Origin of the sequence: Halomonas sp. DP4Y7-1 (genome assembly GCF_019800705.1) — a bacterium.
GTDB classification, from domain to species: Bacteria; Pseudomonadota; Gammaproteobacteria; order Pseudomonadales; family Halomonadaceae; genus Halomonas; species Halomonas litopenaei_A.
Window position 1 is genome coordinate 104921 of the sequence record NZ_JAHVKS010000006.1, and the last position, 12423, is coordinate 117343.

The 12423-nt window shown below is 61.8% G+C and carries 9 protein-coding genes; 6 read left to right on the top strand and 3 right to left on the bottom strand.

Annotation, left to right across the window (positions count from 1 at the left end; translation table 11 throughout):
* Positions 1 to 35 precede the first annotated feature (35 nt).
* The 3 genes from gatA (at position 36) to KUV72_RS12745 (ending at position 3577) form a co-directional block, all read left to right on the top strand.
* Positions 36 to 1496, top strand: coding sequence for an Asp-tRNA(Asn)/Glu-tRNA(Gln) amidotransferase subunit GatA (gene gatA, locus KUV72_RS12735; protein WP_206943360.1), 1461 nt, complete (start codon positions 36 to 38; stop codon positions 1494 to 1496).
* A complete protein-coding gene (gene gatB, locus KUV72_RS12740; protein ID WP_222238661.1) occupies positions 1496 to 2950 on the top strand; it encodes an Asp-tRNA(Asn)/Glu-tRNA(Gln) amidotransferase subunit GatB in 1455 nt (484 codons plus the stop codon). Before gatA ends, gatB begins: the two co-directional genes overlap by 1 nt.
* A gap of 75 nt (positions 2951 to 3025) precedes the next feature.
* A complete protein-coding gene (locus tag KUV72_RS12745) occupies positions 3026 to 3577 on the top strand; it encodes a cupin domain-containing protein (RefSeq protein WP_206943364.1) in 552 nt (183 codons plus the stop codon).
* 137 nt (positions 3578 to 3714) lie between these two features.
* Here KUV72_RS12745 and KUV72_RS12750 read toward each other — a convergent pair whose 3' ends face one another.
* Positions 3715 to 5130, bottom strand: a complete 1416-nt coding sequence (locus KUV72_RS12750; protein ID WP_222238662.1) for an aspartate aminotransferase family protein — start codon at positions 5128 to 5130, stop codon at positions 3715 to 3717.
* 264 nt (positions 5131 to 5394) lie between these two features.
* On the opposite strand from KUV72_RS12750, the gene KUV72_RS12755 reads away from it, so the two are divergent.
* Complete coding sequence (locus tag KUV72_RS12755) at positions 5395 to 7374, top strand: Na+/H+ antiporter NhaC family protein (RefSeq protein ID WP_222238663.1); 1980 nt, start codon at positions 5395 to 5397, stop codon at positions 7372 to 7374.
* Between the two features lie 154 nt (positions 7375 to 7528).
* On the opposite strand, the gene KUV72_RS12760 is transcribed toward KUV72_RS12755, so the two are convergent.
* Positions 7529 to 7891 carry a hypothetical protein gene (locus tag KUV72_RS12760; protein ID WP_206943369.1) on the bottom strand — a complete coding sequence of 121 codons (363 nt, stop codon included), beginning with the start codon at positions 7889 to 7891 and terminating at the stop codon, positions 7529 to 7531.
* A gap of 261 nt (positions 7892 to 8152) precedes the next feature.
* Positions 8153 to 8896 carry a gamma-glutamyl-gamma-aminobutyrate hydrolase family protein gene (locus KUV72_RS12765; protein ID WP_222163524.1) on the bottom strand — a complete coding sequence of 248 codons (744 nt, stop codon included), beginning with the start codon at positions 8894 to 8896 and terminating at the stop codon, positions 8153 to 8155.
* Positions 8897 to 9142: 246 nt separating this feature from the next.
* Between KUV72_RS12765 and KUV72_RS12770 the strand changes: the two genes are divergently transcribed.
* On the top strand, positions 9143 to 10519 hold the full coding sequence (locus KUV72_RS12770; protein WP_222238664.1) for a glutamine synthetase family protein: 1377 nt from the start codon (positions 9143 to 9145) through the stop codon (positions 10517 to 10519).
* 218 nt (positions 10520 to 10737) lie between these two features.
* A complete protein-coding gene (locus KUV72_RS12775) occupies positions 10738 to 12231 on the top strand; it encodes a Na+/H+ antiporter NhaC family protein (protein ID WP_222238665.1) in 1494 nt (497 codons plus the stop codon).
* Positions 12232 to 12423 lie beyond the last annotated feature (192 nt).

The following is a 12423-nucleotide window of genomic DNA, read 5'->3' on the forward strand; positions in this document are numbered from 1 at the left end:
CGACACTGGATTCACGCACACAGGGAGCCAGGCCCATGCATGACAAGACGCTGACAGAGATCAGCCAGGCACTTGCTGCCGGCACCATCTCCAGCCGCGAGCTGACCCAGGATCTGCTCGGACGTATTGATCGCCACGACAAGACGATCAACAGCTTTATCACCGTGACCGCCGACCAGGCGCTGAGCGCCGCCGACGCCGCGGATCAGGCGCGGGCCAACGGCCAGGCAGGACCGCTGACCGGCGTACCGCTGGCGCTGAAGGATATTTTCTGTACCAAGGACGTGCGCACCAGCTGCGGCTCCAGAATGCTCGACAACTTCGTCGCGCCCTATGACGCCAGCGTGGTCGAGAAGCTCAAGGCCGCGGGCAGCGTGAGCCTTGGCAAGACCAATATGGACGAGTTCGCCATGGGCTCCTCCAACGAGTCGAGCTTCTACGGGGCGGTCAAGAACCCCTGGGATCTGAACGCTGTCCCCGGCGGCTCATCCGGCGGCAGCGCCGCTGCCATCGCCGCCGGCTTTGTGCCTGCAGCGCTGGGCACCGACACCGGCGGATCGATTCGCCAGCCGGCGGCCTTTTGCGGCATCACCGGCCTGAAGCCCACCTACGGCCGTGTATCGCGCTACGGCATGATTGCCTACGCATCCAGCCTGGATCAGGGCGGCCCCATGGCCCGCAGTGCCGAGGACTGCGCCCATCTGTTGAACGCCATCGCCGGCCATGACGTGCGCGACTCCACCAGCGTGGCTCGCGGCGTCCCCGACTACACCGAGGAACTGACAGCACCGCTGTCCGGCCTCAAGATCGGCCTGCCCCGCGAGTACTTTGGTGACGGCCTGGACAGTGGTGTTCGTCAGGCCATCGACGAGGCCATCAAGGTCTATGAGTCGCTGGGAGCCAGCGTGCGCGAGGTCAGCCTTCCGCACACTCAGTACGCCATTCCGGCCTACTACGTGATCGCGCCGGCAGAGGCCTCGTCCAACCTGTCACGCTACGACGGCGTGCGCTTTGGCCACCGTTGCGACAATCCGCTCGACCTGATCGATCTGTACAAGCGCTCTCGTGCAGAAGGCTTTGGCGAAGAGGTCAAGCGTCGCATCCTTATCGGCACCCACACCCTGTCGGAGGGCTTCTTCGACGCCTATTACAAGAAGGCGCAGCAAGTGCGCCGACTGATCCGTCAGGACTTCCTCGACGCCTTCGAAGAGGTCGACGTGCTGATGGGGCCGGCCGCGCCGACACCCGCCTTTGACCTGGGTGCCCAGAAAGACCCGGTGTCCATGTACCTGCAGGATATCTACACCATCGCGGTGAACCTGGCCGGCATTCCCGGCATCAGCGTTCCGGCAGGCTTCTCCGGCCAGCGTCCGGTTGGCCTGCAGATTCTCGGCACGCACTTTGCCGAGACCCGCCTGCTCAATGTGGCACACCAGTTCCAACAGGCCACCGACTGGCATACCAAGCGTCCCGCCATGACCGAGGAGAACCGCTGATGGAATGGGAAACCGTGATCGGTCTCGAGGTGCACGTACAGCTCGCGACCCGCTCCAAGATCTTCTCCGGCTCGTCCACCGCCTTCGGTGCCGAGCCCAACACCCAGGCCAACGCTGTCGACCTGGGGCTGCCCGGCGTGCTTCCCGTATTGAACGAGCAAGCCGTGGCCATGGCGCTCAAGTTCGGCCTGGGCATTCATGCCGACATTCCCGAAGTGTCGGTGTTTGACCGCAAGAACTACTTCTACGCCGACCTGCCCAAGGGCTACCAGACCAGCCAGATGTACCACCCCATCGTCGGCGCTGGTGAAGTGGAGATCCTGCTGGACGACGGCACCAGCAAGATCATTCGGGTTCACCATGCTCATCTGGAAGAGGATGCCGGCAAGTCGCTGCACGAAGACTTTCACGGCATGACCGGGATCGACCTGAACCGCGCGGGCACGCCCCTTCTGGAAATCGTCTCCGAGCCGGACATGCGCTCGGCCAAGGAGGCTGCGGCCTATCTCAAGGCCATCCATTCCATCGTGACGTACCTGGGAATCTCCGACGGCAACATGGCCGAAGGCTCCATGCGCTGCGACGTCAACGTCTCTGTACGTCCGAAGGGTCAGGAAGCGTTCGGCACCCGTGCCGAGATCAAGAACGTCAACTCGTTCCGCTTCGTCGAGCGCGCCATTGCCTATGAAGTCGAGCGCCAGGTCGAGCTGATCGAGGACGGCGGCAAGGTGGTGCAGGAAACCCGCCTGTATGACCCGGAGGCCGACGAGACACGCAGCATGCGGACCAAGGAAGAAGCCAACGACTACCGCTACTTCCCCTGCCCCGACCTGCTGCCCGTGGTGCTCGACTGCGCCTACGTCGACCACCTGCGCGAGAGCCTGCCCGAGCTGCCTGCGGAGAAGCGCGCGCGCTTCCAGGACCAACTGGGCCTGTCCGCCTACGACGCCGGAGTGCTGTCGGCCAGCCGTGAAATGGCGGAATACTTCGAGCAGGTCAAGGACCTCTGCGGCGACGCCAAGCAGGCGGCCAACTGGGTGCAAGGAGAACTATCCGGGGCGCTCAACCGCGACGGGCTCGACATTTCCGACAGCCCCGTCAGCGCCGAACAGCTTGGCGGCCTGATCAAGCGCGTCATCGATTCAACCATCAACGGCAAGGCGGCCAAGCAGGTCTTCCAGGCCCTGTGGAATGGGGAAGGTGACAGCGCCGACCAGATCATCGAGACCAAGGGACTCAAGCAGGTCACCGACACCGGGGCGATTGAGGCCATGGTGGATCAGGTCATCAGCGAAAGCCCCGCCCAGGTCGCCCAGTACCGGGATGCGGAGCCTGATAAGCGCGGCAAGATGATCGGCTACTTTGTCGGCCAGGTGATGAAAGCGTCTCGCGGCACCGCCAACCCTCAGCAGGTTAACGGCTTGCTCAAGGAAAAACTCGACGCTCTGTGCTGAAACTGACGCACGCCTCCCCGGGACAGCGAGGGCTGTCCCGGGGCCTCTCGTCCACTAGCGGCCTAGGAAGTCACCATGTCTGACGATGTCGGAGCCCGACTACGGGCCTTGAGAACCCTGCGCGGCATCTCTCAACGGGAATTGGCCAAGCGCTGCGGCGTCACCCATTCCAGCCTGTCGTTGATCGAACAAGGCAAGGTCAGCCCCTCCGTCAGCTCCTTGAAGAAGATCCTGGACGCCATTCCAATGAGCGTCGGCGACTTCTTCACCATGGACCTGGAGAGTAAGAATCAGGTCTTCTACAGCGCCGATGAGCTGACGGACGTGGGCAGTGGAGACGTCATCTTCAAGCTGGTCGGCGCCAACCGTGATAGCCGGGCCCTGTCGTTCATGATCGAGACCTACCCCCCAGGCAGCGATACAGGGCGCGAGATGATTACCCATCAGGGAGAGGAAGCAGGCGTCATCCTCGAGGGCGCCATCGAAATCACCATTGGCGCTGAAACCCGTATGCTCGCTGCCGGCGAAGCCTATTACTTCGACACCAATGTGCCTCATCGCTTCCGCAATCCCGGCAAAGAGGCCTGCCGACTGGTCAGCTGCGCCACCCCTGCCCGCACGTTCTAGCAGCCATCGCCTCCTCTCGCCCACCCCTCCCTTGATACGACAAGAGGCCACGCCAGGCGTGACCTCTTCCCCTGCCCCTTATCCAGGGCAAGGCGCTTTCACTGGGCGTTACACGCTCATCACAGGCTGGAGGCGCGTCATGACTCCACCTGCTCGCAGGACGCAATACTGACACCCTGCGCTTCGAGCCGCCGCAAGGTCTCGTCCAGCGCACGCTCGGCGAGACGCACCAGCTCATCGATCTCGTCACGGCTGATCACCAAGGGGGGTGAGATGACCATGGTGTCACCCACCGAGCGCATCACCAGCCCCGTTTCAAAGCAGATGTCACGACACAGATTGCCCACGGCCAGGGCCTTGTCAAAGCGCTGCCCGCTGGCCTTGTCAGCGACAATTTCCAGGGCACCGATCAACCCCAGCGAGCGTGCCTCGCCGATCAATGGATGGGCCTCCAGCGCCTTCCAGCGTGACGCCAGGTACGGCCCCAGCTCGTTGCGGACCTTGTCGACGATCCCCTCGGCCTGCATCAGCTCCAGGTTTTTCAGCGCCACAGCGGCGCAGGCGGGATGCCCTGAGTAGGTGAAGCCGTGATAGAACTCGCCCCCCTCCTCGATCAGGGTCTCGGCGACACGGTCACCGACCAGCACGCCGCCAATAGGCAGATAACCTGACGACAGCCCCTTGGCGATCGGCATCAGGTCGGGGGTCAGATCGTAGTGAACACTGCCGAACCACTCTCCCAGGCGACCAAACCCACAGATCACCTCATCCACCACCAGCAGGATATCGTACCGATCCAGCACCTCCTTGATGGCCGGCCAGTAGCTGTCTGGCGGGATGATGGCGCCACCGGCACCCTGTACCGGCTCGGCGATAAATGCCGCCACCTGATCGGCGCCCAGCTCCTGAATGCGCGCCTCAAGCGCCTCGGCGCAGCGACGACCGAAGCTGTCGGGGTCCTCACAGCTGGCATCGGGCAGGCCCTCGCCATACCAGTAGGGCTGACGAACATGGGTAATCCCCGGTACGCAGGGCCCACCCTGCTCATGCATGGGTGCCATGCCCCCAAGGCTCATCCCCGCCACCGTGGAACCGTGATAGCCGTTCTCGCGACCAATGATCCAGTGCTTTTGCGGACGCCCCTTCAATGCCCAGTAGCGCCGCACCATACGCACGACGGTGTCATTGGCTTCGGAGCCTGAACCGGTGAAGAACACCCGGTTCATGTGCGGCGGGGCGAGACGGCAGAGGGTCGCGGCCAGCTCCACCGCCGGTGGGTGCGAGGTCTTGAAGAAGTTGTTGTAGTACGGCAGCTGAGTCAGCTGCTGGGTGGCGGCGTCGACCAGCTCCTTGCGACCGTACCCCAGGTTGACGCACCACAGCCCCGCCATGGCATCCAGTATTCGGTTGCCGTCGGCGTCACGTATGTACACGCCTTGGGCATCGACGATGATGCGACTGCCCTCCTCCCCAAGCGCCTTGAAATCGGTAAAGGGATGCAGGTGGTGAGCACTGTCCAGCTGCTTGAGGGTGGTGCTGTCCTTCAGGGTCATGGCCGATTCTCCCAAAACGGCAGAGGATAAACGTTATGTTTTATTCAACATAACCACCATACGCTTTCTTGCCAAGAGATCGATCATCCTTTCGCCCAACACGCAGCTAACCCTTTGTTATATGGTTCATGACCGTAAGAAAATGTCGACATTAGATGTAAATCTTAATTTTTTTGTTTGACGACCCAATCAACATAGACCAATTTTCATTGACACAGCTCTCCCCAGACCAACAACCATTCCAATCACTTGCCGGGAGTCCCTATGCATCACCTTACCCCGTTGTTGCGCCAGTGCTTTGGGCGCGCCTGCTGCTGGGCCATCTGCCTGGCCTTTGCCGCCATCCTGTCGTCACCCGCACACGCACAGCCTGACCTTTCCACTGCCGAACTCATCCTTGCAGAGGTCCCGACTCACATCGAGGCCAGTGGTCTGGAACCGGGTGCCTCCTATCGTATCGAGACACGCCACACTCTCCCTTCCGGCAGCGAGAGACTGCTCCCTGAGCGTCAGTTGATTGCCGACGACGCCGGCCAGGCCAGCCTGGAGCTGGTGCTCGGCCAGGAGACATACACCGTCTCGCTCGTGGACGCAGACAACGTCAGCCTGGCCACTTCTGTGCTTGACCCGATTCCTGCATGGCTATCGCTGCTGCCAGCACTCAGCGCCATTACGCTGGCGCTGGCCTTTCGCCAGGTCATCGTGGCGCTGTTCACTGGCCTGCTGCTGGGCGGCTGGGTGTTGCATGGCATGCATCCAACCGCGCTGCTCAACGCCTTCGGTGACTCGGTGAATGTGCACGTGTTGAACGCCGCCAGCGACAGCGATCACATGTCCATCGTACTGTTCTGCCTGTTGATTGGCGGCATGGTGGGGATCATCTCCCGCAACGGCGGGACCCGCGGCATTGCCGAGCGCATTTCCCGGGTGGTGCGCGGACGTCGCCAAGCCCAAAGCTCCTCCGCACTGCTGGGGCTCGCCATCTTTTTCGACGACTACGCCAATGCTCTGATCGTCGGCAACACCATGCGACATATCACCGATCGGCTATGCGTCTCTCGCGCCAAGCTGGCCTACCTTGTCGACAGCACTGCGGCGCCGGTGTCCGCCATCATGCTGGTCACGACCTGGATCGGGTTTCAGGTGGGCCTGATCAGCGAGGCGATGGCGGGGATCGATGACTGGGATGCCTCGGCCTACTCGGTATTCGTCAACGCCATTCCTTACAACGCCTACCCCATTCTCGCGCTGGTCTTCGTTTTTCTGGTGGCCTGGACCGGCCGCGACTTTGGCCCGATGCTGAAAGCCGAGAGACGCGCCCTGGCATCCCCAGGGGAGCGGCAAGGCCTCAGCAGCCGAGAGGCGATCGTCGAGGAGGCCGACATCGCCACCAAGGAAGGTATCCCCCATCGCGCACTGAACGCCGTTGTGCCCATGCTGGTCCTGGTCGGGGTCACCCTCGGCGGGATTTACACCACCGGACTGGCGTCGCTCGGCGAGGGACCACATCTGCTGCGCGACGTCTTCGGGGAAGGCGACTCGTTCAGCGCCATGATGTGGGGTTCCCTTGCGGCCTGCCTATGCGCCGTCGTGCTGACCCTGGCCCAGGGGCTGATGCGCATGACGGAGACGCTTCATTACTGGTTCGAGGGCGTGAAGTCGATGCTGCTGCCGATCACCATCCTGATGATGGCCTGGGCCTTGGCAGGGGTGAATGACGCGCTGCATACCAGTGACTACCTGGTGTCCGTCCTGGGCGAGAGCCTGTCGCCACAGTGGCTGCCGGCGGTGATCTTCTGTCTTGCCGGTTTCACCGCCTTTGCTACCGGCTCGTCATGGGGTGTCATGGGCATCATGATGCCTCTGGTGGTGCCGCTGGCCTGGGCGGTTCTTGACCACCACGACATGGCCGGTAGTGCGGAAGGCATGCCACTGCTCTACGCGTCCGTGGCGGGCGTGCTGGCCGGAGCAGTGTGGGGCGACCACTGCTCTCCACTGGCCGAAACCACCCTGCTGGCGGCGATGGCCAGCGGCTGTGAGTTGATCGAACACGTCACCACACAGCTGCCCTACGCGCTGCTGGTAGGGCTGGTGGCACTGATTTTCGGTGCCGGCATGACCGGGCTGGGACTCCCCTGGTGGCTGGGGCTCGGGGCAGGCGCGCTTACGCTGACCGCCTGCCTCTACCTGCTGGGCCAACGCGCGACGGTTCCCTCAAGCACACCGACGCTCTCCCACGGCTGACCGTGCCTGCCAGGCGGCTGCCTGGCTGCACTCGACTCGCTACGAACGCTATCCACCAACGACAGCGGCACCGTCCTGAGACGGTGCCGCTGATGGTCTACCTGCGAAAAGACATGGCGATAAAAGACCGGCGAAACCGCCGAGCCGATATGGCTTAGCCTTCTTCGTTCATCATCGCCTGACGTTTTTCGTTGGCTGCCTCACTACCCTCGAGCATGTCACTGTTGTAGCCGTCCATGGCGCCTTCAGTGCTACCAGGATCAGCGTGCTCGAGCATCTCCTGCCGCTTTTCGGTGGCAGCAGCGCTGCCTTCCAGCATGGTGGCATTATCTTGCTCCATCATGCCTTCTCCCGGCTGAGATTCCGCGTGGCTTTCCTCCAACGCCTGGCGCAACTCCTCTTCTGCCGTAGACTGCTCCCCGGACATTGACGACGATTCAGCCACGGCCAGACCTGCCCCGAACAGCAGCATTGAGCCCGCCAGCATACCCATCGCAGACACACGCTTAAGCACCATCGCTCTCTCCTTGCGAACTCTCAAAAGAATTCTCCCGGGCAGCCCTGGAACTGCAATGGGGAAGGGCCACTTCCCCGGGAGCATGACCACGATGTCAGCTTAATGTAGTTTCTATGCCTGTCGAGGCATCAACATCGACGCCGCCGCCCCCAGCACTCACCGTTGTCCTGGCGAAAACCCGCGTCAGCTCAGCGTCACCGCCTCTGATGTAATCCATGTCTTACATCAAAACGAGTCAATAACCTCCATCTAACGACGATATTACCGACGACTTGCGCAAGCCTTGGCAAACCCTCGGAAGATGGCGTCGTAAAGCGGATGGGAAGCAGACTCCCACTCAGGGTGCCACTGGACAGCCAGGGTAAAGCCCGGTGCCTGCGCTACAGAAACTGCCTCCACCAGGCCATCAGGGGCCAGGGCTTCCACACGCAAGCCTTCACCCAGGCGGTCGACGCCCTGTTGATGCAGTGAATTGACCTTGGCTACCGGTTCGTCGAACAGCGCCGCCAACTGGCCTCCCGGTTCGATCGTCACGTCGTGCACGGGAGCATACTGCTGCTGCTTGTGTCCCTCGGGCTCCCGGTGATCCAGCATCCCCGGGACACGCTGTACGGCCTGATGCAGGCTGCCACCGAAGGCCACATTGATTTCCTGAAAGCCCCGGCAGATCCCCAGCAGCGGCAGTGAGCGCTCCAGCGCCAGGGGAATCCAGCTCATGGCAGCAGCATCCCGTGCCACGTCATCGCGAGTGTTTTCCGGGGCCCGTTGCGCCCCGTAACGCTCGGGCAACACATTGGTGTAGCTGCCGGTGAGCACAAGACCATCAAGGCGTGCCAGCAAGGCACTCACGTCCTCGTCGCGTTGCTCTTCCCAGACGGGAAGCACGACCGGCTCGAGACCGTAGTCACGCAGCGTTCTCACGTACTTGTCCGTGACCATGTGCGCCGGATGACCTTCGACGTCACGGCGACACGCGATGACTCCTACCAGGGGACGGATATTCATGCTCTCCCTCTTGAACGTTCACTTGTTATGGTTTGCTCAACATACATTGGTCGCATTTTCTTGCCAACCCTGGCTGAAGAAAACCACAGACAACAATCTATAAATTCATGTTTATGATACAAAAATACGCAAACAGACGGGATTCCTTCTGTGCGATGCAGTAACGGCCACGCGTAAATAATTTGACACCACCGCTTGCCCAGCGAAACACTATGCCGATCACAACGAACCAACAAAGGTGACCGCATGAGCACCCCCGGCGTCGATGAAGCCCGCGACTTTCTCCAGCGCCATCCCGAGATCGACAGCGTGGACCTGCTGATCAGTGACCTCAATGGCGTCCTGCGCGGCAAGCGAATTCCGACGGACAACCTGGAAAAGGCCTTTGTCAGCGGCATTGCGCTACCGGGCTCTGTGTTCGCCCTCGATATCACCGGAAACACCGTGGAAGAGACAGGGCTAGGGCTCGACATCGGGGATCGTGACCAGATCTGTCGTCCCGTTCCTGGCAGCCTGATGGTGGCCCCCTGGCAGCGAGACGGCCGTCATGCCCAGCTGCTCATGAGCATGCGCGACGACGACGATGGTCCTTTCTTTGCCGACCCACGCAATGTCCTGGCGGCCCAAGTTCAGCGCCTGTCGGATCGCGGTTTCAAGGCGGTCGTGGCACTGGAGCTGGAATTCTATCTGGTCGATCGTGCCCGCGATGAACTCGGCATGGCGCAGCCCTGCAAGTCCCCCGCCAGCGGCGAACGAGCCAAGGAAAGCCAGCTCTACTCCATCAGTGAACTCGATGAGTACGCCGACTTTCTCGAGGAAGTTCACGCCGCGGCCAAGACACAGCAGCTGCCCCTCGATACGGCACTGAAAGAGTGCGCCCCGGGGCAGTTCGAGATCAACCTGATTCACGGCGATGATGTGCTCAAGGCATGTGACAGCGCCGTGCTGCTCAAGCGCCTGATCAAAGGGGTCGCGCTGCGCCACGGTTTTGAAGCCACCTTCATGGCCAAGCCTTACGGCGGGGAAGCGGGCAATGGCATGCACGTGCACATGAGCCTGGTCGACCAGAATGGCGACAATGTGTTCGCAGACCCCGACGAAAATCCCCATGGCAGCCGCCTGCTGGGCAACGCCATCGCTGGCCTGATGGAGCTGATGCCCGCGTCGATGGCGCTGTTCGCGCCGAACCTCAACTCGTTCCGCCGCTTTCAACCAGGGCTCTACGTGCCCATGACCCCCTGCTGGGGATACGATAACCGCTCGGTGGCCCTGCGCATCCCTTCCGGTGCCAACGCTGCGCGCCGAGTCGAGCATCGTGTCGCGGGGGCCGACGCCAACCCTTACCTGCTGCTGGCCACGCTGCTGGCGTCTGTGCTGCATGGGCTGGCGTCAGACCTCACGCCCCCTGAGGCCACCACCGGCAACGCCTACCGCCAGCTCACGCCCACGCTGACCAATAGCTGGAGCCAGGCGCTGGATCTGCTGGAAGACTCAGCGGTCCTTGCCGAGGCCCTGGGCCGCGACTTTCTCAAGGTCTTCGTGGCCAACCGTCGAGCGGAGCGCGAGCTCGCCATGCAAAGCGTCAGTCGCCTTGAGTATGACTGGTATCTGCGCCACGTCTAAGGGCGCCTGACCCTCTCAGCATCACAGATATTCCTGCTACGCAGCGGCCCCATGGGGCCGTCGCGTAGCCCTGTCCCGACGTCAACCCGAACACAACACACCAACACGGGTCCCCTTATGACACGCACAACTCCTAAAAGCCCCAAGCGCCCGTCGTGCCTGCAGGACGTTTTCGTCAACCTGGCCACTCACCAGCCTCATCTGCAGGAGGTGATCGCATGACCACGCCCTCTTCCACCTCCTCGCATCCCTTTGCTCCTGGCAAACCTGCACAGAAAGGCAAGGGCCGAGTCTTCCTTCTGGTCGCAGGATTAGTCGCCCTGGTGGCTGGTCTCACCCTCTACCATGAAGCGGGAACGCCATTTGGCTGGATCAGTCTGGTCCCTTCGCTGATCGTACTGGTCGTGGCCATCGCCACCCACCGCACCCTTGAAGCATTGGCCATCGGCTCCCTGTCAGGCCTCATCCTGATCGAGCCGGCCGATTACATCGGGACCCTGGCCGATATCTCACTCGATGTCATGATGAACGAGACCATCGCCTGGCTGATTCTGGTCTGCGGTCTGATGGGCGGCTTTATCGCCATGCTGGAAAAGTCCGGCTGCACCCTGAGCTTCAGCCACTTCATGAGCCGCCTGGTCAAGACTCGTCGGCAATCGTTGATCAGTACCGCCGTTCTCGGCCTGCTGATCTTTATCGATGACTACCTCAACGCTCTCGCCACATCTGCTGCCATGAAGCGACTTACCGACCGCTTCGGGGTATCACGCGAAAAGCTGGCGTACATCGTCGACTCCACGGCCGCTCCGATCTGTGTGCTCGTGCCGATTTCCACCTGGGCGGTGTATTTTGCCGAATTGCTGGAGACCAATGGCGCGACCGACGGGCCTGGCATGTGGCTCTATATCCAATCGATCCCGTACATGCTGTATGGCTGGGTGGCCATGGGCCTGGTCTTTCTGGTCGCGATCGGGTTGATGCCCGACCTCGGACCGATGAAGGCGGCTGAGCGTCGCGCCAAGGCCGGACAACCCATCCCCGATGGCGCCCCCGACGAACCGCTCAGTGACGACACCCCTCGCGGCAATCCCTGGCTTGGCCTGTTCAATTTCATTGCCCCCATGGCGGTATTGATCGGCGCCAGTGCCTACTTCGAGATCGACCTGCTTAAGGGCGTCATCGCCGCCACCCTGTTCACTATCGTGCTGTTCCTGGTGCAGCGCTTGTCGACCTTCTCGAGCTTGATGGATTCGATCATGGACGGCTTCCGTACCATGATGCTGCCCCTGGCCATTGTTGCCGTCGGCTTCATGCTCAAGGAAGTCAACGATCAACTGGGCATGACCCAGTTCATGATCGATACGCTGGCTCCTTACATCACCCCCGCACTGCTGCCTGCCATAGTGTTTGCTTCCATGGCCGTCGTGGTCTTTGCTACCGGCTCCTCCTGGGGCGTCTTTGTCATCTCGATCCCGATTGTGGTGCCCATGGCCGCCCATATGGGAGTGTCGATGCCATTGGTGGTCGGCGCCCTGCTGTCCGCCTCGAGCTTCGGCAGCCATGCCTGCTTCTTCTCCGACTCGTCGGTACTGTCCTCCCAGGGCAGCGGAGTACTGCCCATGCAGCACGCCCTGACGCAGCTGCCCTACACCCTGATCGGCGCCAGCATCACCACCCTCGGCTTTATCGTGCTGGGATATAGCCTGGCGTAACGTCACGCTTCAACGCGCTGTCCTCCCTGCGACACATGCGCCTGCCAGGGAGGACAGGCGTTCTCATTGCAAATCCCGCTCACTCGCCCCTCCTCTACTACCCAGCCTCCTCTACTAGCCAGCCTCCAGGGAAGAACTGCATAAACTCTCTGACAGGCGACACGCTACGTTGTGTACTGCTCGAACGCCCTC